The 20245-nt window shown below is 70.2% G+C and carries 19 protein-coding genes; 11 read left to right on the forward strand and 8 right to left on the reverse strand.

What is annotated here, in order from left to right:
* Nucleotides 1–60 precede the first annotated feature (60 nt).
* Entirely contained in the window at nucleotides 61–858 is a 798-nt protein-coding gene (locus AB0H43_RS31960; protein WP_360005476.1) for a histidine kinase, read from the forward strand.
* The gene (locus tag AB0H43_RS31965; RefSeq protein WP_360005478.1) at nucleotides 855–1511 is read left to right on the forward strand and encodes a response regulator transcription factor; all 657 of its coding nucleotides are present in this window, start codon (nucleotides 855–857) and stop codon (nucleotides 1509–1511) included. The genes AB0H43_RS31960 and AB0H43_RS31965 overlap by 4 nt, the downstream gene beginning before the upstream one ends.
* A gap of 12 nt (nucleotides 1512–1523) precedes the next feature.
* On the opposite strand, the gene AB0H43_RS31970 is transcribed toward AB0H43_RS31965, so the two are convergent.
* Together AB0H43_RS31970 and AB0H43_RS31975 are read right to left on the reverse strand one after the other, a co-directional pair.
* Nucleotides 1524–4271 (reverse strand): AbfB domain-containing protein, encoded by a 2748-nt coding sequence (locus tag AB0H43_RS31970; protein ID WP_360005479.1) that lies wholly within the window; start codon nucleotides 4269–4271, stop codon nucleotides 1524–1526.
* Nucleotides 4272–4366: 95 nt separating this feature from the next.
* Nucleotides 4367–6364 carry a beta-1,3-glucanase family protein gene (locus tag AB0H43_RS31975; protein WP_360005480.1) on the reverse strand — a complete coding sequence of 666 codons (1998 nt, stop codon included), beginning with the start codon at nucleotides 6362–6364 and terminating at the stop codon, nucleotides 4367–4369.
* Between the two features lie 364 nt (nucleotides 6365–6728).
* Here AB0H43_RS31975 and AB0H43_RS31980 point away from each other — a divergent pair, with 364 nt between their 5' ends.
* The 4 genes from AB0H43_RS31980 to AB0H43_RS31995 are packed head-to-tail and all read left to right on the forward strand — an operon-like array spanning nucleotide 6729 to nucleotide 10087.
* The gene (locus tag AB0H43_RS31980; protein ID WP_360005481.1) at nucleotides 6729–7661 is read left to right on the forward strand and encodes an ABC transporter ATP-binding protein; all 933 of its coding nucleotides are present in this window, start codon (nucleotides 6729–6731) and stop codon (nucleotides 7659–7661) included.
* Complete coding sequence (locus tag AB0H43_RS31985) at nucleotides 7658–8392, forward strand: ABC transporter permease (protein ID WP_360005483.1); 735 nt, start codon at nucleotides 7658–7660, stop codon at nucleotides 8390–8392. The genes AB0H43_RS31980 and AB0H43_RS31985 overlap by 4 nt, the downstream gene beginning before the upstream one ends.
* A 16-nt stretch (nucleotides 8393–8408) precedes the next feature.
* Nucleotides 8409–9485: a histidine kinase gene (locus AB0H43_RS31990; protein ID WP_360005485.1), complete on the forward strand. Its 1077-nt coding sequence runs from the start codon at nucleotides 8409–8411 to the stop codon at nucleotides 9483–9485.
* Nucleotides 9482–10087, forward strand: coding sequence for a response regulator transcription factor (locus AB0H43_RS31995; RefSeq protein WP_360005487.1), 606 nt, complete (start codon nucleotides 9482–9484; stop codon nucleotides 10085–10087). The genes AB0H43_RS31990 and AB0H43_RS31995 overlap by 4 nt, the downstream gene beginning before the upstream one ends.
* A 70-nt stretch (nucleotides 10088–10157) precedes the next feature.
* Here AB0H43_RS31995 and AB0H43_RS32000 read toward each other — a convergent pair whose 3' ends face one another.
* Both AB0H43_RS32000 and AB0H43_RS32005 read right to left on the reverse strand, forming a co-directional pair.
* Entirely contained in the window at nucleotides 10158–10364 is a 207-nt protein-coding gene (locus AB0H43_RS32000) for a hypothetical protein (RefSeq protein WP_360005489.1), read from the reverse strand.
* A gap of 432 nt (nucleotides 10365–10796) precedes the next feature.
* Nucleotides 10797–11264 carry a peptidase inhibitor family I36 protein gene (locus AB0H43_RS32005; RefSeq protein ID WP_360005491.1) on the reverse strand — a complete coding sequence of 156 codons (468 nt, stop codon included), beginning with the start codon at nucleotides 11262–11264 and terminating at the stop codon, nucleotides 10797–10799.
* Between the two features lie 395 nt (nucleotides 11265–11659).
* Here AB0H43_RS32005 and AB0H43_RS32010 point away from each other — a divergent pair, with 395 nt between their 5' ends.
* Nucleotides 11660–12196 (forward strand): sigma-70 family RNA polymerase sigma factor, encoded by a 537-nt coding sequence (locus tag AB0H43_RS32010; protein WP_360005492.1) that lies wholly within the window; start codon nucleotides 11660–11662, stop codon nucleotides 12194–12196.
* Nucleotides 12186–13247 carry a hypothetical protein gene (locus AB0H43_RS32015; RefSeq protein WP_360005494.1) on the forward strand — a complete coding sequence of 354 codons (1062 nt, stop codon included), beginning with the start codon at nucleotides 12186–12188 and terminating at the stop codon, nucleotides 13245–13247. The genes AB0H43_RS32010 and AB0H43_RS32015 overlap by 11 nt, the downstream gene beginning before the upstream one ends.
* Nucleotides 13248–13261: 14 nt before the next feature.
* Here AB0H43_RS32015 and AB0H43_RS32020 read toward each other — a convergent pair whose 3' ends face one another.
* The 3 genes from AB0H43_RS32020 to AB0H43_RS32030 all read right to left on the reverse strand — a co-directional run bounded on the left by AB0H43_RS32020 (nucleotide 13262) and on the right by AB0H43_RS32030 (nucleotide 16422).
* Entirely contained in the window at nucleotides 13262–14473 is a 1212-nt protein-coding gene (locus AB0H43_RS32020; protein ID WP_360005496.1) for a glycosyltransferase, read from the reverse strand.
* 388 nt (nucleotides 14474–14861) lie between these two features.
* Nucleotides 14862–15755 carry a serine hydrolase domain-containing protein gene (locus AB0H43_RS32025; protein WP_360005498.1) on the reverse strand — a complete coding sequence of 298 codons (894 nt, stop codon included), beginning with the start codon at nucleotides 15753–15755 and terminating at the stop codon, nucleotides 14862–14864.
* Between the two features lie 25 nt (nucleotides 15756–15780).
* Nucleotides 15781–16422, reverse strand: a complete 642-nt coding sequence (locus tag AB0H43_RS32030; RefSeq protein WP_360005500.1) for a class I SAM-dependent methyltransferase — start codon at nucleotides 16420–16422, stop codon at nucleotides 15781–15783.
* 90 nt (nucleotides 16423–16512) lie between these two features.
* On the opposite strand from AB0H43_RS32030, the gene AB0H43_RS32035 reads away from it, so the two are divergent.
* Nucleotides 16513–17118, forward strand: coding sequence for an AraC family transcriptional regulator (locus AB0H43_RS32035; RefSeq protein WP_360005502.1), 606 nt, complete (start codon nucleotides 16513–16515; stop codon nucleotides 17116–17118).
* A 122-nt stretch (nucleotides 17119–17240) separates the two neighbouring features.
* Nucleotides 17241–17627 (forward strand): RidA family protein, encoded by a 387-nt coding sequence (locus AB0H43_RS32040; protein WP_360005504.1) that lies wholly within the window; start codon nucleotides 17241–17243, stop codon nucleotides 17625–17627.
* Here the strand turns inward: AB0H43_RS32040 and AB0H43_RS32045 are convergent, their stop codons facing one another.
* Nucleotides 17628–18800 carry an ROK family protein gene (locus AB0H43_RS32045; RefSeq protein WP_360005506.1) on the reverse strand — a complete coding sequence of 391 codons (1173 nt, stop codon included), beginning with the start codon at nucleotides 18798–18800 and terminating at the stop codon, nucleotides 17628–17630.
* Between the two features lie 157 nt (nucleotides 18801–18957).
* Between AB0H43_RS32045 and AB0H43_RS32050 the strand changes: the two genes are divergently transcribed.
* Nucleotides 18958–20181, forward strand: a complete 1224-nt coding sequence (locus AB0H43_RS32050; RefSeq protein WP_360005508.1) for an MFS transporter — start codon at nucleotides 18958–18960, stop codon at nucleotides 20179–20181.
* The last annotated feature ends 64 nt before the right edge of the window (nucleotides 20182–20245 follow it).

Here is a 20245-nt window from a genome sequence, read left to right on the forward strand (position 1 = left end):
CCACTCGATGAGTACGCGTTCGGTGCTGGCGGCGTATCGGCCGTCATCCTGACGGTCGCCGTGGCGGTGCTCGGTTCGGCGGCGCTCGGCCAGTGGCTGCGGGACCGCCCGATCGCCGATCTCGGGTCCGACGCGGCGGTGGTGCTCGTCGTCGTGGTGCTCGGACTCGTCCGGCGCGACTACCGGGTCAAGGCCGAGCACGCCCGGCTGCTCCTCGAACAGGCGGAGGAGGCTCGCCGCGAGCATGCTCGGGCGGCGGCGCTGGACGAGCGTACGCGGATCGCCCGGGAGCTGCACGACGTCCTGGCGCACAGCCTGGGGTCGCTGGCCATTCAGCTGGAGGTCGCCGACGCGCTGTTGACCAAGCACTCCGATGTGGACGGTGCGCTGGCCCGCGTACGCCGGGCCCGGCGGCTGGCGATCGACGGGCTCGCCGAGGCACGTATCGCAGTGGCGGCGCTTCGTGAGGACGTGCCGCCGCTCGCGGATGCACTCGAACGTCTGGCTGCCGAGCACTCCGGCGGCGGGGCGAACCCGGTGTCGCTCACCGTGTCCGGCGTCGCCCGGCCGCCGGGAGCGGACGCGTCGGTCGCGTTGCTCGGCGTCGCCCGCGAGGCCCTGACCAACGCGGGCAAGCACGCGCCGGGCGCGAAGGTGTTCGTGACGCTCGATCATCTCGACACGACCATCCAGCTGACCGTACGCAACGAGCCCGTGGTGGTCTCCCGGGCCGACGGCGGCGGCCCGAGCGGTTACGGCCTGACCGGCATGGCCGAACGCGTGGCACTGGCGGGCGGGCGGCTCACGGCCGGGCCCGGGGACAGCGGCTGGCAGGTCACGGCGGAGGTCCCGGGATGAGCACCGATCCGCTACGCGTCGTCGTCGCCGACGACCAGCACCTGGTCCGGGAGGGGCTGGTCGCGTTGCTCGGCCTGCTCGACGGGATCACCGTCGTCGGCGAGGCGGCCGACGGCGATGCGGTGCTCACCCTGCTGGCATCGGTCACGGCCGACGTCGTGCTGATGGACCTGCGCATGCCCGGAGTCGACGGGGTGGAGGCCACCCGCCGGATCGCCCGGGACCATCCGGAGGTGGCGGTGATCGTCTTGACGACGTACGCCGACGACGAGTCCATCGCCACGGCCTTGCGCGCGGGCGCTCGCAGTTATCTCACGAAGAACGCCAACCGCGCCCAGATCGCCGCCGCGCTCGTGGCGACCGCCCAGGGCCAGGCCACCTTCGATACCGTGGTGTCGCAGCGGCTCGTCAGCGGATTCGGCTCGCCGACCCCCGCCGCAGAGTGGGCCAATCCGGATCGTCTCACCGCACGCGAGGTCGAGGTGCTGCGGTTGATGGCGTCGGGCACCGCCAACGCCGACATCGCCGCGGCTCTCTACATCGGAGAGAGCACGGTCAAGACCCACGTGAACAACATCTTCGCCAAGATCGGCGCCCGAGATCGTGGCGATGCCACGCGGTACGCGTACCGCCACGGTCTCATCGCGTCGTAGCCCACAGGCCGGTCAACTCCAGGCTGTCGCGGGATGCCAGGTGACGTCAGCGGCATAACTCGACGCGGCGTCGTAAGGCGAGTTGGGTCCACCCTCCGCGGCGAGCCACACCTCGGAGGCGTAATGCCGGATCGCCCGGGTGGCGATGTTGTAGGAGGTCAGCGTCACGTCGGTACCGGCGAGCCGGCCCGGCTGGGCGCAGAAGGTGGCGTCCTGGGCGAAGGTCGCCGTGCCGTCGTTGGCGTCCTTGCGTACGCGGAACTGAGAGTGCCGCAGGAAGTGGCCCGGGAAGTTGCGGGACTCGAACGAGTAGCAGCTGGAGTCGGCCAGGCCGTGGCGTACGACGAAGGTCGCGTCCGCCTTGAGCGTCGCGTCGCTCGCCGCCGTCACGACCTCGGTGTAGCCGAGGCTGTCGCGGTGCCGCAGATAGCGGTTCGTGCAGCAGGCGGTCACCACCTGAAGCGAGACCGCCTGGTCGACGGCGAGTGACGCGGCGCTGCGCCACCACGGCGAGACGACCTGCCAGGTCGTGTCCGCCGCCCACGCCGTCGTGCTGTCGAAGCTGTTCGGGCCGCCGTTCGCGGCGATGTAGACCTCCGCGTTGATGTGCCGCAGGAACCGGCCCGGGAAGTTCTTCGACTCGAAGGACACGCCTTGCGCCGTGTGCCCCGTACGCACGCAGAACGTGGCGTCCTGCGCGAACAGCGCCGAGCCGTCGTTGGCCGCCCGCTGCACCCGGTACGCCGCGTGCCGCAGGTACTGCCCGGGATAGCCGCGTGCCTCGAAGGAGTAGCAGGCCGAGTCGGCCAGCCCGGCCCGCAGCCAGTAGGTCGTGTCCCGTTTGGTGGCGTCGTCGCTGCCACTGGTGACGGGAACCGTTACGCCGAGCGGATTCGGCCGCAGGTAGCGATCGGTGCAGCACGAGGTGGTGGCGCCGAGCGACACGAGCGTGTTGAGCCGTAGCCCACCCGCCGCCGCCTGCACCGCCAGGTTCGCCGTGCGTACCTGGGCGGCGTCCATCTTCAGCACCTGCCGGTCGTAGGTGTAGAACCCGTTGCGCTCGTTCTCCACATCGGTCGGCTCCGTATAGATCGACGCCGACAGTCCGCGGGAGAAGATCAATCCCTGCAACGTGTCGGTGACTTCGGCGTACCGCTTGGTGAGCGTGGCCGAGTCCGGCGTCATCTCGTAGCTGAACCCGGCGCCCGGCTGCCACTCGTGGCCCGGGACGATGAGCCCGAGGCCGCCGAACTCGCCGAGTTCGGCGACCCGGGTGGCGCTGGGCGGCTGGGTCTGGCCGGGGCCGACGTAGATGTGGTCGTCGATCGCGTCGCCGTTGCCGCCGTCGAAGCCGCAGCAGTTGGAGCCGGAGTTGTTGTCCACCAACCGCGTCGGGTCCCAGCTCTTGACCAGGTCGGCGATGCGCGCCGGATCGTATTCGCCCCAGCCCTCGTTGAACGGCTGCCACTGCACGATCGAGGTGATCCCGCGCAGCTGGTCCACCATGCGGTGCAGTTCGCTCTCGAAGTTGGCGCGGTCCGACGTGGACGGATTCGTGCCCGTACGCATGGACGGCATGTCCTGCCACACCATGAGCCCGAGGCGGTCGGCCCAGTAGTACCAGCGCGCCGGTTCGACCTTGATGTGCTTGCGTACCGTGTTGAATCCGAGGTTCTTCTGCTGTTGGAGGTCGAAGGCCAGCGCGGCGTCGGTGGGCGCGGTGTAGATTCCGTCCGGCCAGTAGCCCTGGTCCAGGGTGCCGATCTGGAAGACGAACCGGCCGTTGAGCACCGGCCGCAGGAAGCCGTTGACGACCGCCTTCGCGATGGACCGCATGCCGAAGTAGCCGCCGACGACGTCACCGCCGCCCGTGCCGGTGAGCGTGACGCGCAGGTCGTAGAGGAACGGGTCGTCCGGGCTCCACAGCCGCGCGGTGGGCACCGGAATACGCACGTGCGCGCCGGGTGTGCCGGTGGCGCTGCCGACGACCACGCCGCCGCTGAGCACTTCGGCCAGTACGCCTTGCGCCGTCCCGCCGGCCGTCTGCACCACCAGGTCCAGCTGCCCGGCGACGACGTCGGGCGTGGTGTCGAGCCGGGTGACGTGGGCGGCGGCGGTCGGCTCCAGCCAGACGCTCTGCCAGATGCCGGAGGCGGCCGTGTAGAAGATGCCGCTCGGGCTCAGGCGCTGCTTGCCCAGCGGGATGCCGGCCGCGTCGACGGGAGAGTGGACGCCCACGATGATCTCGTTGGTCCCGCCGGTCAGTGCGTTGGTGATGTCGAGGGCGAACGAGTCGTACCCGCCGGTGTGGCCGCCGACCGACTGGCCGTTGACCCAGACGGCGGCCTGCCAGGTGACCGCGCCGAAGTTCAGCTGCACGCGGCGGCCGGACCAGCCGGACGGCACGGTGAAGGTACGCCGGTACCACATGTAGTTCTCGTGCCGCATGATCCCGGACAGCGCCGACTCCACCGGGTACGGAACGAGGATCGCCTCGCCCAGCGTCTGCCCGACGGGCGGGTTGGTCAGCCCGGTCGCGTGGGCGAACTGCCACTGTCCGTTGAGGCTCTGCCAGTCCGGCCGGGTGAGCTGGGGCCGGGGATACTCCGGCAGCGGATTGGTCAGCGACACCTGGCTGGTCCACGGTGTGCTGAGCGGCGGAGTCTTCGGCACGTACGCACCGTGCGCGGGTATCGCTCCAATGAGGACGGTCGCGGCGGCGAGGATCATGGCCGAGCCGGCGCGGAGGAGTCTGGTCACGATGACGCTCCCGGGGTGATGAGCCGCGACTGCGACGCTGCGCAGGTATCAGCGAGGGGGAGACCTGCGCAGCGTCACAGTCAGGGGAGTGAAGCTCAGGAGAGGGGGAACTTCTGGGCGCCGCTGCCGTTGCAGTCCCAGATCTGCAACCGGGTCCCGTTGGCGGTGTTACCGCTGGGCGAGTCCAGGCACCGGCCCGACTGCGGGTTCTTCAACGACCCGTCCGCCTGCTGCTGCCACACCTGCGCCCCCGTGCCGTTGCAGTCGTACAACTGCACCAGCACCCCGTTGCCCGTCCCACCGGCCACCACATCCAGACACCGGCCCAACGTCCGCAACGCACCACCCGACAACCGCAGCCAATGCTGATCCACCGCGCCCGCCTGACAATCCCACAACTGCACCGCGGCGTTGTTCACCCCGACATCGTCACCGGCGACATCGACACACTTGCCACCCGGACCCACGATCGGCCCACCACCGTTCACCGCGAACTTCTGCGCCGCCGAGCCGTTACAGTCCCAGATCTGCAACCGCGTCCCGTTCGCCGTACTGCCACTGGGCGAATCCAGACACCGCCCCGACTGCGGATTACGCAACGACCCATCGGCCTGCTGCACCCACTTCTGCCCGCCGACACCATTGCAATCCCACAACTGCACCTGCGTACCCTGCCCCGTGCCGTTGCCCACGATGTCCAGACACCGGCCCAACGTCGACAACGACAGATCCGCGTTATGCCGCCAATGCTGATCCACCGCCGCAGCCTGACAATCCCACAGATCCACCGCCGTGCCCGCACCACCGCTGTCATCACCGATCACATCCACACACTTGCCACCCGGCCCCGAAACCGTCCCCGACCCCGCCGGAATCGACCCACCGCCACCGCCACCGCCGCCGGTGAACGGGCTCAGGATGATGCTCGCCGATCGGGGATCGCCGTCGTTGACGAGTGACTCGAAGTTGCCGACGTCGTCGAACGGGAAGGCGTACGCCTTGCCGTCGGTCATGTTCGCGTGAATGATCTTGGCGTACTGGTTGGTCGGGCTGTTCTGGTAGAACTGGGCCGCGTTGGTGCTCGGCTGGGTGTCGATCGTGCCGAGCGTGCCCCGGTTGAGGGCGGCGCATAGCGTACGCGCGATCGGGCCGACGACGAGATCGTTGGGGGCGTTGAGGTTCCCGGCGCAGCCCCACACGTCGGCGCTGGAGGGCCGGTTGAACGACGCCACCTGCGCGCCGGACGAGTTGGTGAAGGTCATCACCGTCCCGCTTGTACGCCCGAAGTACTTGGTGTTCGGCTGATCGGCGAACGGGACGACGGTCAGCGTCTTCGAGGCGTACGCCCCCCACGCGGACGAGATGTAGCCGTCCAGATAGGTCGTGCTGAACAGGCCGGCCCCGGCGGCCTTGCCCGGCGCCAGGACGCGCAGCACGGTCCCGTCCGAGCGGGTGTAGACGGTGCCCGCCCAGCCGGACTGGCCGCGGATGCCGTTGATGACCGTGTCCCGGCCGTTCGCCACGAGGTCACCCGTCCGCTTCGTCACGCCGGAGCTGCCGGTGACGGTGACCGCGTGGGGGATGGCGAACATGTCGACCTGCGAGCTGTTGAGCCAGAGCCCGGCGTCGTTGTAGGTGAACTCGCTCCAGTCGAACAGGATGTTCTGGTTCGCGTCGCCGGCCGCCCAGGGCGCGGGCTGGACGAGCCCGTCGGGGGTCAGGAAGAACTGAAGCTTCTGGCCGAAGGAGAAGTACACCCGGCCGGAGAAGCCGCGCGGGAACCGGATCGTGGTGCTGCCGCCGTTGCCCGGCCCGCCGATCGACACGTCGGGGGCGGGACTGGGCGGGATCTGCCCACCGCTCCACGCGGTGAACGTGCCGCCGGAGTTGACGTAGCCGAGCCGGCCGGACGACAGCTGCACGCCGATCACGTAGAGATAGGTGGCGTCGCCGCGGCCGGTGCTGTTGGTGACCGTGACCGGGAGCAGGTCGGGTCCGATGGCCTGAGCGGGCGCGGCGACGGCGGCCAGCGCCAGGGGAACGGCCAGGGCGGTCGCCGCGAGTGCACCGGCGACCCTTGTCCAGGTACGCATGAAGCCCTCTCCATCCATGACGATCTACTGAGAGCGCTCTCGCATCTCTGCGTACCAGGGCCGACGCTGGAGGAGAGCGCTCTCAGGCTACGGCGCGGCAATCGCGCCCGTCAATAGACTGTCAGCGATCCTTACAGTGCCGCCGCCGACTGGGCGCCGGATCAGGGATCCAGGTCGAATCATGGGACAAGATTCGACCGAGAACCCTGATCCAGCGCCGACATGGGCGAGCCGCCGACACGGGCGAGCCGGCGACATGGGCGAGCCGGCGACATGGGCGAGCGGCGCGGGCATGACAGATGTCATGGGGAAGCCGTGACAGTGCTCAGGTCCGAAGAGCACGCGGGCTGCATACCGTCCGGGCATGACGAACACCGTGACGGCCGATCCGGTGGTGACCGCCCCGGCGGTCCGCCTGACCGGCCTCGTGAAGCGGTACGGCAGCACGGTCGCGGTCGACGGGGTAGACCTGGAGATCGCGGCGGGGGAGGTGCTGGCGCTACTGGGCCCGAACGGCGCGGGCAAGTCCACGACCATCGACATGATGCTGGGGCTGATCGCACCCGACGCCGGGCAGGCCCGGTTGTTCGGCCGCAGCCCCCGGGAGGCCGTGGTGGCCGGGCAGGTCGGGGCCATGCTGCAGACCGGGGCGCTGCGCGACGGGCTGACCGTCCGGGAGACCGTGGCCGAGATCGCCGCGCTGCATCGGCGGCCGGGGCGCGTACCGGAGGTGCTGGCCGGGGCCGGGTTGACCGAGCTGGCCGGTCGGCGCTGCGCGAAGTTGTCGGGCGGCGAGCGGCAACGCGTACGCTTCGCGATCGCACTCGTCTCCCGGCCGGAGCTGATCGTGCTGGACGAGCCGACCGCCGGGATGGACGTGGAGGCGCGCCGCGAATTCTGGGCGTCGATGCGGGCGTACAGCGACACCGGTCGCACCGTCGTCTTCGCCACGCACTATCTGGAGGAGGCCCAGTCGTTCGCCGACCGGGTGGTGCTGCTGCGGCAGGGCCGGGTGATCGCGGACGGGACCGTGGCGCAGATCCGAGCGGCGGCCGGCGGCCGGACCATTCAGGCGGTCGTCCCCGGTGCGGACCTCGCCGAGCTGCGACGGCTGCCCGGAGTCGACCACGCCGACGTACGCGACGACCGCGTGACACTGCGGTGCGGCGACTCCGACCAAGCTCTGCGTACGCTGCTCGACCGGCATCGGGACGCGTACGACGTCGAGGTGACCGCGGCCGGTCTCGAAGACGCGTTCCTGACCCTCACTGAGAAGCCGGCGGAGGAGACCCGATGAACGCCCGTTACCTGCTGCTGGAAGCCCGCGCGGTGCTGCGCGACATCCGGTTCCTCGTCTTCACCGTCGCCATGCCGGCCGTGCTGTTCCTCGTCTTCGACGGGCTGTTCGGCGGTCAGGCGTTCGGCAACGGCACCCAGGCCTCGCCCGCGCTCATGGTCAGCATGGCCGGTTACGGGGCGATGGGCGCGGCCCTGTCGACCGGGCTCACCATCGCCGTCGAACGCGGCAGCGGCTGGCTGCGGCAACTACGCCTGACCCCGCTCAGCGGCTCCGGCTACCTGACCGCGAAGACCACGTTGTCGATGCTGGTCGCGTTGCCACCGGTGCTGCTCGTCTCGGCGCTCGGCGCGACGGTCGGCGACGTCGGTCTCACCGGCCCGCAATGGCTCGGGGTGACGCTCGGCCTCTGGCTCGCGGTGCTGCCGTTCGGCGTACTGGGGGTCGCGCTCGGCCAACTGTCCACATCGTCCAACGCGCAGGCGATGGGCGGCGCGCTGATGAGCCTCCTGGGATTGACCGGCGGCATGTGGATCCCGGCCGAGATCGTGCCGGACTGGATGCGCCACGTCATGCAGGCCACGCCCGGCTTCTGGCTGCGCGAGTTCGGGCTGTCCGCGTTCAGCCCGGTCGCGTCGCGAACCACCGGACTGCTGGTGCTCGCCGGGTGGACCGTCGCCGCCGCGGTGGTGGCCGTCACCCGCTTCCGGGCCGACGTCGCCCGCGCCTGACCACTACCGTGAGCGCGTGGACGGAGCCAGGGGACTGGGCATGGGACGCCGCTGGGGCATCGCGATCGGGGTGTTCTTCACCGTCATGCTGATCCCCGTCGGCGTCGACACCTGGCATTCGCCGCCAGGTCCGCGCCGGGTCGCCGCGCTGGTGCTGCTCATCGCGTACGCGCTGGTCTATCTGATCACGCCCACGGCCCTGTGGCGGCGCGGCGTGCTCGCCAAGCTCGCGGCCGTGGCGGGCCTGATGGCCCTGGTCACGGGTTATGTCACGATCCGCGGCCTGTCCTGGTTGCCCATCATCGGGTACGCCTTCGCCGTGGCCGCGGTGCTCCTGCCGATCGTCTGGGCGGCCGGGATCGCCGCGGTCGTGCTGTCCACCGCCGCGGTCGCGACCGTCGCCGTCCCGGATTCCTCGTGGGAGCCATGGACGGCGCTGCTCATCATCGTGGTGGATCTGCTGCTCGTCGGGATGCTGATGGCCTCGAACAAGGCGTTGTTCGCGGCGCGCCACGAGCTGGCTACTCGCGCGGTCACCGACGAGCGCACCCGGGTCGCCCGCGATCTGCACGACGTCCTCGGGCATACGCTGACGACATTGACGGTCAAGTCGGCGCTGGCACAACGCCTGCTCGGCACGGGTCGACCGGACCAGGCCGGGCAGGAACTCGCCGACATCGAACGCCTCTCGCGGCAGGCCCTGGTCGAGCTGCGGGCCACCGTCTCCGGCCACCGGCAGGTGTCGCTGGACGCCGAACTGGCCGGTGCCCGGATCGCCCTGGCCGCCGGGCAGATCGGCGTACGCGTGACCGGGGACCCGGCCGCCGTCCCCGCTCACCTGCGGGAGCCGCTGGCGTACGTCGTCCGCGAGGGAGTCACCAACGTCTTGCGGCACAGCAACGCCACCACCTGCCGGATCGACATCACCCCGGAGTCGGTCGAGATCACCGACGACGGCAGCAGCGGAGCGGCCGAACCCGGGAACGGGCTGACCGGGCTGCGGCATCGGCTGGCCGCCGTCGGCGGTGAGCTGAGCACCGGACCGGCCGACGGCGGCGGCTTCCGGCTCCGCGTCCAGTTCGGAGCGGCATGATCAAGCTGCTGCTCGCCGACGACCAGGCGCTCGTCCGGGGTGCGCTGGCCACCATGCTCAACCTCGAAGCCGACCTCCACGTGGTCGCCGAGGTCGGCGAGGCGGCCGAGATCGTGGCGGCGGCACGGCGTACGGCACCCGACGTCGCCTTGATCGACGTGCAGATGCCCGGAGTGGACGGGCTGACCGCCGCGGCCGAACTGCACCGGCTGCTCCCGGCGATCCGCATCGTCATCTGCACGACCTTCGGCCGTCCCGGCTACCTCGCCCGAGCCATGGCGGCCGGCGCGTCGGCCTTCGTCGTCAAGGACGCGCCACCGGCGTACCTGGTCGACACGATCCGCCGAGTCCACTCGGGACTGCGCGTGGTCGACCCCGGGCTGGCCGCCGAATCGCTCGCCGCCGGGGCCAGCACGCTCACGCCCCGCGAACGCGACGTCCTCAGCGCGGCGGCGACCGGGGCGACCGTCGGCGACATCGCCCGCCGGCTGCACCTGTCCACCGGCACGGTACGCAATCACCTGTCCGCCGCGATCGGCAAGACCGGGGCGCGCACCTCCGCCGAGGCGGCGCGGATCGCCGAGTCCAACGGCTGGCTCTGACCACACCGGTGCTTCCCGGCGGTCAGAAGCCGGACGGCGGTGCGCACCGCCGTCCGGGGAGTCAGATCGCCTAGTCGGCGACGTAATGGTTGAACGCCGCCGTGGCCAGCGACGCGATCACTCCGGTCAGCACGGGGTCGCCCGTTCGGTGCCACGCCCAGGCCGCCACGGTGGCGGAGGCGAGGCTGATGGTGAGCCGGCGGGTGCTGATGGTCGGGCGGAGACGAGTTGGCTCACCGACGATCTGGCCATGCCGTATACGGTCCGTTACCGTCACCGTACGGTTCCTTTCTGGTTGGTGAGACTGCAAAAGGAATCGAGGCGGCGTCCGAGGTGCAACTCGGGCGCCGTCGTCTTGCGTACGGGAAGATCCAGGTGGATGTCCCAACGCAGGATCGTGCAACGTCCGCCGGACCGTGGTCAATGGACGGATGTCGTGGCGAGATCGCCCGGTGCCGCATTCGCCGCCGCGCGGTGTCCGCCCGCGCGGATTCCTGCCGCCTTGCATAGGTACACGCAGGCTTCGTTTCCGCACGTCGACCCGGCACACATGATCCAATATCGGCTCGGACACATCGATAAAGGACATGTGATACAAACGTGACCCGGCGCCTGTCATTGGCCGATCGGTCCACCGGGGATGGCTGATCGGTGGAGCGGGAGCCCTGGGGCGGCTGCCGCGAACAGCCGCCCCAGGAAAGGGGGAAAGTCAGCAGGTACGCATCACGTAATCGGCGATGTTCGGATAAGCCACCTTGGCCAACCCGCGGAATCCCGTGCCGACCGCGAACAGGACCACGCTCGGATTGGCCCGATCGAGGTAGGCCACCGAGCCTGTCGTCAGGTTGTAGTAGGTGGATTCGACGCGGTTGCGCCAGCCCCAGTCGCCGAGATCCTGGAATCCGCAGTCGGAGAGCCGGCCGCGAGGATAGCCGTAGTTGATCTCGTCGTAGAAGCAGAACCAGCCGTTGGGGCAGTCCGCCGTGAGGCCGGCCGTGACGCTGGGCTGGAAGCTGACGACGAAGCGGCCGCCGTCGTAGGCGACCTCGGTCGCGTTGATCCGTACGCCGCCCGGTGCGGCGGCGAGCTGGGCGGCGATCTGTTGTTGCACGGTCGGCGAGGCCGTCGCCGCCGAGGGCACGGCCAAGGCCGGTGGGAAGCTCAGGAGCAGAGTCATCGCCAGGCGGCTCCCGAAGCGCAATGGGATATGCATCGTGTGCCTCCACACAAGACGCGACGAAACAGGTGAGATCCGTGCGCGCGCGGTACGCGAGGACTGGCCAGGGCCTCGCCACTGATCACCGGGTGACGGCTGAATCACCCACGGCAACCATCTGGCGATGGTAGAGCGCGGGATGCCGCGGGTCTGACACGTCGGCCAGAAAACGACAGGAATGAATACGTGAGGCCGACAGTCACGCAGAGTCGGATGCCGTGCACACAACGAGTAGCGAAAGTGTCGACCATGCGTCAGTGCCGGACACTGTCGGCGCGCAGTGTCAGACAACGGCGTTTTCGGCTGTGTCCTAGGTGGAGGCACTCCCGCCGACACCGCGACTCAACGGAGCGTCCGTGACCAGCCCCTCCGCCGACGAGGACGAGACATGGCAATCCCTGCACCGGCAACTCTCCCGGATCGCAGTCCGCCGGCTGCCGACCGGCCTGCGCGGCCGAGCCGACGACCTCGTCCAGGAGCTGTTCGTCTGGGCGTTCGCCGAACATCCCGGAAAGACTCCGGCCGAGCTGGCCGCCCTGCTGACGGCGCATCTCAGGTACCGCGTGATTGACGAGGTGAACAGAGTGAAGGCGGAGCCACGTCTGCTGGAGCCCGGGGAGGCGCTGCCGGATCGGAGCGACGACGAGCTGCGCTATGACGAGCAGCTGAACGAAGCTCAGCGCGAGTGGCTGGCACTGCACTTCCACACGTTGCCGCACCGCGAACGCAGTGTCCTGGAGCTGACCGTGCAGCAGAAGCTGACCGGCCCGGAGGTGGCGAGCCTGCTGGGGCTCAGCCGCGAGAACGTCTATCAGATCAAATCCCGGACCATCAAGCGGCTGGAACGTCTGGACCCGCCCGCCCTGGACGCAGGAGACCGAGATGAACCCTGATGAGCGGGTGACCCGGCTCCTCGAACTGCACGACCCCGCGCGCGACTACCAGCCGCCGCCGATCGACCTCGCCGCACTGCGGGCGCGTGCGGCGGCCGGCGACTACCGGCGTCCCACCCTGCGCCGCCGGGTACGCGTACGGCTCTTCCTGATGTGGAATCGGCGGCCGTCCGGCGGGCCCGTCCGCCGGACGGCTGTGGTCGTCGCGATCATCGGTACGCTGCTCGCCGTCTTCTCCCCGGGCGCGACGGCCAAGCCGACCACGCCCGCCCTCAACAAGGCGTTCCTCAGCCGGATCGACGACCCCGGTTCGGCGGTGTTGCTGCGGTTGATCGCGAGTCTGTCGCCCATCGGTGTCGCACCGGTGCGACCCGTGACGTATCTGCGGCAGCAAGAATGGGCGATAGACACCACTGCCACGACGTACGCCGAAGCGGCCCAGGTCATCGCCCATGACGTGCAGACCTGGCGTACGCCGGACCAGGCCGGCCGCCTCTGCCGGGTCGTCCTGCCCAGCCAGCCGGCGGGGACCGAACGGGCCGAGCGCACCGCGGCGGTGGACGCCCCGGCGCCGTGTGGCGACCGGGAGACGCCCAACACCCTCAACGTCCCTTTCAGCTATCCCGACGGAGAACCCGTCATCTCGCCGGCGGTAGACACCGATCAGCTCACCGCACAATTCGCGTCCGATCAGCCCATCCGCCAAGGCGACCAGTTCCTGCTGCGGGCGGTCGTGCACGCCTTCCAGTACTACGCGCTCATGCCCGTACAGCGAGCGGCGGCGTTGAGCGTGCTCGCCACGGTCGCGACCCTTCGTTACCGCGGGCCGACCGTCGACCGGGCCGGACGTCCCGGGCAGGCGTTCACCGTCACCAGCGGACCGGGCGAGGGGCAGACCACCGACCTGATCGTCGTCGACCCGGTCACGGGACGGATCCTGGATCACGAGGAGATCGCCCTGACCGCCGGGTCGCGGAGCCTGACGAGGGTTCCAGCGGTCGTCAGCTACACGTTGCTGCTGGCGGCGACCACAGTGGAGGCGGTTCCCTGACCCGGCTCCGGCTTTCAGAACCGGCCGTCGAGGATCAGCTTCGCCGCCACCGTCGTCCCGTCGGCCCGGATCGTGCCGCCGACCGCCTTGGCCCGCTCCTGGGTCTGCGGCGCGAGCGCGATCGCGAGCGCGGCCGACAGGGACTCGAAGGTGGGTGTCGGACCGTCGTGTGCCACGCCGATGCCCAGCTCCGCGACGCGACCGGCCCACAGCGGCTGGTCGGCGAACTGCGGCACCACCACCTGCGGTACGCCCGCCCGGGTGGCGGCCGTCGTCGTCCCGGCCCCGCCATGGTGGACGATCGCCGCGACCTGCGGAAACAGCGCCTGGTGATTGATGTCGCCGACGGCGAGGCAGTCGTCCTGATCGTCGATCGCGGCCAGATCGGCCCAGCCCTTGGCGAGCAGCACGCGACGGCCCTGTGAGCGTACGGCGTCGACGACGATCCGGGCGAGACCGGGCGTTGAGTGCATCGCCATGCTGCCGAAGCCCACATACACCGGTGGCGCGCCGGCCTCCAGGAACGCCGTCACCTCGGCCGGCAGCGGGCGCTCGTCCGGCAGGAACCACGCCCCCGTCTGCACGAGATCCACGTCGGTCAGCTCCGCCCACGGGCACAGGATCGGATCGGCCGCCAGCAACGCCCGCTCGCCGAAGACGTAGTCGCGGATGTTCGCCACCGGCGGCAGGCCGATCGCCGCCCGGTGGCTGTTCTCCGCCTCGCCGTACAAGGCGTACACGAGGTCGGCGTCGCGCTGCCAGAGCGCCTCGAGGTCGTTCTCGTCGACCTCCGGCGCATTTCCCGGGCGCCGGCCGGGCTTGAAGTGCTGCGACGGCAACCCGTACACATGGAAGGCGGCGAGCAGGTAGCGCAGGCCGAGCTGGTCGGCCACCGAACGCGCGCCCGAAGGCATCAGCCCCGTCGCCACCATCGCGTCGCAGCCTTGGGCGACCCGGCCGAGCGTCTCGAACCGGGCGGCCACCAGCTTCGCGGCGAGGACGAACGCGTCGTCGGGCGTCGGCGGCCGCTCACGCGCGACGACCGACTTCACCGTGGGGCCGAGCGGGATGAGGTCCAGGCCCACCCGGGCCAGCAACTCCACGAACTCCTCGTCCGGAGCGGCGCAGAAGCGCACCTCCGCGCCCAGGTCCTTGAGCCGGACCGCCAGCCCGGCCAGCGGCTCGATGTCTCCACGCGATCCCCAGGTCGTCAATACCACGCGCATGTAGCGAATCCCCCAATTCGGCAGGTAATGGCCTCGGTCGATCATTGTGCGCGATGACCCGGGTCTTGCCGCAAGCCCCCACCTGCGGTATACGTTAAAAGTGGCAGGGAGATGTTTCTCCTTGCCATCACTGGTTTCAGCCATTTCGGCCCGCGGGGCCACCCCGACCACACCTTCGCGAGTCACGTACTCGGTGCGTACCCGCTGATCAAGCTGGAGATCGGCGATGGCCGAGCGGGCCGACGTCTCGTCGGTGACGCGGACGAGGGCCGCCTTGAGCTTGTCCTCAGTCGGCAGCAGAGGCGCGGCCTGCGCGGGATTGGTGATGGGCGTGTTCGCCGGGCAGGCGACTGCCAGCCGTCGCGTCCCCTGGCATGAGCGTTCCTACTCAGCTTCCGGCGAGTAGCCGGTGGACCAGGTCGTGGAGGATCGGCAGCGGATCGGTGGACTCCTCGTTGGCGAGGATCGCGATGCTCGCACGCTGCTCGGGAAACCACACCGACAGCGTCTGGAAGCCGGGATTGTCGCCGGGATGCAGGTACGCCGCCTTGCCGTAGACCGTGCCCGTGTAGAGCCCGTACCCGTAGGACTCGGTGGTGATCCCGTCCTCGTCGGTGATCATCGGAACGTGCCCGGCCGCCAGCTCGTGCACGCCCGGCAGGGCGGAGGTGTGGAGCCGGGTGACGAAGTCGGCCAGGCCGGCGGCGGTCGCCCAGACGTCCCTGGTCCCGGGCAGACTCGTGAGATCGTTCGTCGGGACCGGTCGCCCGTCCCGATGACCTTGCGCGATGGTCCGGCCCACGGGCGGATCGCCGGCCGTGATCGCCGTCGCTCCCAGGGGGGCGAAGACGTGAGCGTTGAGGTACTGCGCATAGGGCTGCCCGGTGGCCACTTCGAGGACCCGACCGGCGATCGCGTACCCGGGACTGCTGTAGTGCCACGCGGTGCCGGGCTCGGCGATCAACGGCGCCTGTTCCATCAGCCGCAGCCGTTCCTCGACCGGCATCGCGACGTCGATGTCGAATCCGGGTACGCCCGGCTGCCAGTGCGCGACCCCGGCGGTGTGCGAGAGCAGGTGATGCAGGGTCACCCGGCTGTCCACAGTGGGTAGCCAGCCGGCGACCGGCGCGTGAAGGTCGAGTCCGGCCTCGAGGATCGCGGCGGCGCAGATGTGCTTGCCGACCGAGGCCAGCCGGTACCAGGTCGTGCCGGTCCCCGGTGTCTCGAAGAGCACGTCGCCGTCGACGGTCACCGCGGCGGCGCCTTGAAAATCCAGTCCCATCACCAGCACGGTACGGACTGACGCCTTACGGGGTGGGGCGGGCCTCACCGAGGACCCAGTCGCCGCCGTCCCGGCGGATCGTGCACTCCCAGCCCAGCTCGCGCAGCCGGGCGGTCAGCTCGGCGGGTTCGAGGAAGTGCTTGACCACCCGGAACGTGCTCCCGTCGGTGAGTCGCCGCTCGACCACGCCATCGTGCACATAGGACTCCTTGCCCTGTTCGTCGACGTGTTCGTCGAGGAACAGGACCCGTCCGCCGTCGGCCAGCATGGGGCGCAGCGAGTCCCAGAACGGCCCGAACCGGTCCGGCGGGACATGCGACAGCCAGGCCGAGAAGAAGATGAGGTCGAACCGGCTCTCCGGCGTCCAGGTGAAGATGTCGGCCACGAGGAAGGTCACGTTCGCCGCCGTGACCCGCTTACGGGCGATGGCGAGGGCTTCGGGTGCCGAGTCCACCGCCGTCAGCGAATCGGCGTACGCGGCCAGCGCCTCCGTCCACAAACCAGTGCCGCAGGCGAGTTCCAGCACCCGCCCGGCCGGACGCATCTCCGCGACCAGCCGCGCGATCCGTGGCCGTGCCACCGCGAGATCCCCGTACGCCGTCGCGTCGTACTCGGTCGCCCGGCGCCGGTAGTAGTCGACCTGCTCCGCCAGAACGTCGTCGGTCATCCCGCCATCGTAGATCGCCGGCTCGCCGCAGGCCGCTGTCGCCGGATTGGCTCTCGACCCGGCCCGCCCGCCACGACCAGAGTGCAGGTCATGCAGGTAGCCGTGGTCACCTTCGACGGGTTCAACGAACTCGACAGTTTCATCGCCTCCGCGCTGATCAACCGCTGCCGCAAACGCGGTCTGGAAGCCTTCATCACCACGCCGACCCCGGTCGTCACGTCGATGAACGGAGTCGAGGTCGCCGGCCAGCGGCCGATGGAGTTCGTGACCGAGGCCGAAGTCGTCCTGATCGGCAGTGGCATCAAGACCCGCGACGTCGTCGCCGACGACCAGCTGATCTCCCGGCTCCCGCTCGACCCGGCCCGCCAGCTGATCGGCTCCCAATGCTCGGGCGCGCTGGTGCTGGCCCGCCTCGGGCTGCTGGGCGACATGCCGGCCTGCACCGACATGATCAGCCGCCCGTACGTCGAGGCGTGCGGCGTGACCGTGCTCGACACGCCGTTCCACGCCGAAGGCAACATCGCCACCGCGGGCGGCTGCCTCGCGTCGCAGTACCTCGCCGCGTGGGTGCTCGACCGGACGCTCGGCGAAGACGCCGTCCGGGACGTCATCGGATACGTGGCCCCCGTCGGCGAGAACGACGAGACGGTCGAGCGCGCCCTCCACGCCGTCCGCCAACCGGTTCAAGCACTGTAAAGGCCGTCCGCTGAGACTGCCTGATCGTCGAGGCGCTCGGATCGAAGCTCCACGCAGCTGCTGAACTAGAGAGCGCAGGGAGCGCGGGGAGCGCGGGAAACCGCGGAAGGTAGCGTGCGGGCATGACCGAGCGACGCGCGATTCTCAGCGGTTCCACCTTCGAGGAGCAGATCGGCTACGCCCGCGCGGTGGTCGTCGGGGACTCGATCTACGTTTCCGGGACCACCGGGTTCGACTACGCCACGATGAGCATTTCCGACGATGTGGTGGAGCAGGCCGAGCAGTGTCTGCGCAACATCGGGGCGGCGCTCGCGGAGGCAGGCAGTTCGTTCGCCGATGTGGTCCGCGTGCGTTATCTGTTGCCGGACCCGGCGGACTTCGAGCCTTGCTGGCCGGTGCTGCGTCGCCATTTCCTCGGCGTACGCCCGGCGGCCACGATGCTGGTGTGTGGGCTCGCCGATCCGCGGATGAAGATCGAGATCGAGGTCGACGCGCGCCGCCTGCCCTGATCAGCGGCGGGCTCGGCGGTCCTGTTCGTCGCGGATCAGCGCCACCGCGCCTAGGAGATCGGCGTGGCCGCCGAGTGCGCCGGGGACGATGTGGACGGCGGCTGCCGTCGTCGGGGCGGCGTATCGGACGACTTGCTCGGCCAGCCCGTCGATGAGGTAGGTCCCGGCCGGCCCGAGGCTGCCGTCGATCACGATGGCGTCCGGGTTGAGCATGGTGCACAGGTCGGCGAGTGGTCGGCCGATGACGCGCCCGACGTCGCCGAGGACGCGGCGCAGTCCGACGTCGCCGTCGGCGGCCAGACTCAGCATCGTCTCGAAGGTCAGCGGTTCGGGGTGGGCTGGGGCGAGCACCCGGGTGAGCCCGGGGCCGATCTCGTCGATGAGGCAGCCTCGGCCGCCGCAGGCGCACAGCACCCCGTCGTCGCGGATCTGGATGTGGGCGAGTTCCCCGGCGAAGCCGTTCGCGCCCCGGTGCAGGCGTCCGTTGATGATGAGCCCGGCGCCGATGCTGCGGGGGCCGAGTTTGAGATATACGACGGTGTCCAGCCCTTGCCCGGCGCCGAAGGCGTACTCCCCGAGTGCGCCCAGGTTCGCGTCGTTCTCGACGACGGTGGGCGTACCGGTGCGGCGGGTCAGCGCCCGGCCCGGGTCGTCGCGCAGCCAGGGCACGTACTGGCCGGTCGGGCCGCCGGTCGGGCGTACCGGCATGCCGACGCCGCGCTGGTAGGGCGCCGGCACGCCGAGCACCAGGCTGGTCAGTCCAGCGACGGGAAGCTTCGCCTCGCCGGCGGCTTCACGCAGCATCGCGACACCGGGATCCAGGAGCCCGTCGATCTCCTGCTGCGAGGTCATCGGTGCGACGCGTTCGGCGACCACGTCTCCGAGCAGGGTGGTGATCGCGACTCGCAGCAGTCCGGTCGACCAGACGAGGACGCCGACGGCGGGTGGCGGTCCCGCCAACGCCAGCGTCCGCGCGGGTCGCCCGGCACCACCGGCGGGCGACGGTTCGCTCTCGACCACCAGTCCGCGGGCGATCAGGTCGTCGACGAGCCCGGCGACGGTCGCCTTCGGCAGGTCGAGCCGGCGGCTGAGGTCGCTGCGCCGCAGGCGTTCGGTGTGCGACAGCTCGGTCAGGATGCGGCGGTGGCTGGGGCGCAGCGAGAGGTCGTCCACGTCGCCGATCGTAGCGCTGTTCGGCCGGATCTGATCGAATGGGTCGACTCAGGATTGGCCGACGAACCGAGCAGATCCGGTGTGCCCCAAGACATATGGTCAGGCGGTGCCGACAACGAGCCCTCGAGCCGATTCGATCGAATCCGAACTAATTGAGGTGGAGCCGCCGCGCGGAGGCGTCCGCACGGCGGTGGGCGCGCTGCGCGAACCGGTCTTCCGCTGGTGGTTCTTCAGCCAGGTGCTGTCCGCCTCCGGCGGCATGACCCAGGCGGTCGCCCTGTCCTGGCTGGTGCTGCATCTGACCGCCCGCCCGGTGGACCTCGGCGTGCTCGGCGCGATCACCTGGGCGCCGGTGCTGTTCGGCGGGGCGTTCGCGGGGGCCGTGCTGGACCGGGTCGACACGCGCCGCACGCTGATCGTCACGCAGACGGCCTACGTCGGGCTCGGGCTCGCGCAGGCGGTCCTGGTCGCGACCGGCTCCATGCAAATGTGGATCTTGTACGCCACGGCGGCGCTGACCGGTGTGGTGACGGCGTTCGACGGCCCGGCACGGCAGGTGTACGTCCTGGAACTCGTCGGCCGGCAGCGTCTGGTCAGCGCGGTCAGCCTGCACGAAGTGGTGCTCAACTCGTCGCGGGTGATCGGCCCGGCGGTGGGCGGGCTTATCCTGGCGACGGCCGGGCTCGCCTGGTGCTTCGTCCTCAACGCCCTGACCTTCGTGCCGGTGCTCCTCGTGCTGACGCTGGCGCATCGGCGTACGCGGGATGCGGTGGACCGGGTCGCGCCGTCCCGGGGCGGGGGTGGTGCGAGGGAAGGGATCCGGCAGGTGTGGCGCAGCCCGGTCCTGCGATCGTGCGTACTGGTGGCGATCGCGGGCGGGACGTTGTTCAACCTCGGTGTCGCGCTGCCCGTCCTCGTCACCGACACGTTCCACCTGGGCGGCGCCGGATACGGGCTGATGATGGCGGCCTTCGGGCTCGGCGCCATTCCCGGGGCGCTGGTGGCGGCCGGGACCGGTGGACCGAGCGGGATTCGCGTACGCGTCCTGGCGGTGCTGTCCGGCGTGACCGTCCTGCTCACGGCGGCCTCGCCACGCGCCGAACTGGCCTTCGCCGGCATCGCCGTCGCCGGGTTCCTGTCGATCTGGCTGATCTCTGTGGCGAACACCCTCGTCCAGTTGCGGGCCGATCCGGCGATGCGGGGCCGCATCATGGGCGTCTGGACGATGGCCCTGCCCGGGACGGTTCCCTTCACCGGCCTGCTCAGCGCGGCGGTCAGCCAAGGACTCGGCGCGCGGGCCGGCTTCGGCTTCGCCGGCGTGGTGCTGACCGGGGTCGCCCTGGTGACGTGGCGGGCGCTCGCCGACCGACGGATTGCCTGAGCGTGGTGTCCTCGTCCCCTGCCCGACCGACCCACCGGGCAGGGGACGAGTGCTTGTGGGTATC

This window comes from Hamadaea sp. NPDC050747 (assembly GCF_040654195.1).
Lineage (GTDB): Bacteria > Actinomycetota > Actinomycetes > Mycobacteriales > Micromonosporaceae > Hamadaea.

Bases quoted from the DNA above. Each gene is read 5' to 3' on its own strand.
- AB0H43_RS32020 (WP_360005496.1), bottom strand. From the start codon at position 14,473: ATGCGCGTGGTATTGACGACCTGGGGATCGCGTGGAGACATCGAGCCG.
- AB0H43_RS31975 (WP_360005480.1), bottom strand. From the start codon at position 6,364: ATGCGTACCTGGACAAGGGTCGCCGGTGCACTCGCGGCGACCGCCCTG.
- AB0H43_RS31985 (WP_360005483.1), top strand. From the start codon at position 7,658: ATGAACGCCCGTTACCTGCTGCTGGAAGCCCGCGCGGTGCTGCGCGAC.
- AB0H43_RS31965 (WP_360005478.1), top strand. From the start codon at position 855: ATGAGCACCGATCCGCTACGCGTCGTCGTCGCCGACGACCAGCACCTG.
- AB0H43_RS32005 (WP_360005491.1), bottom strand. From the start codon at position 11,264: ATGACTCTGCTCCTGAGCTTCCCACCGGCCTTGGCCGTGCCCTCGGCG.
- AB0H43_RS32040 (WP_360005504.1), top strand. From the start codon at position 17,241: ATGACCGAGCGACGCGCGATTCTCAGCGGTTCCACCTTCGAGGAGCAG.
- AB0H43_RS32015 (WP_360005494.1), top strand. From the start codon at position 12,186: ATGAACCCTGATGAGCGGGTGACCCGGCTCCTCGAACTGCACGACCCC.
- AB0H43_RS32035 (WP_360005502.1), top strand. From the start codon at position 16,513: ATGCAGGTAGCCGTGGTCACCTTCGACGGGTTCAACGAACTCGACAGT.
- AB0H43_RS32030 (WP_360005500.1), bottom strand. From the start codon at position 16,422: ATGACCGACGACGTTCTGGCGGAGCAGGTCGACTACTACCGGCGCCGG.
- AB0H43_RS31995 (WP_360005487.1), top strand. From the start codon at position 9,482: ATGATCAAGCTGCTGCTCGCCGACGACCAGGCGCTCGTCCGGGGTGCG.
- AB0H43_RS32025 (WP_360005498.1), bottom strand. From the start codon at position 15,755: ATGGGACTGGATTTTCAAGGCGCCGCCGCGGTGACCGTCGACGGCGAC.
- AB0H43_RS31980 (WP_360005481.1), top strand. From the start codon at position 6,729: ATGACGAACACCGTGACGGCCGATCCGGTGGTGACCGCCCCGGCGGTC.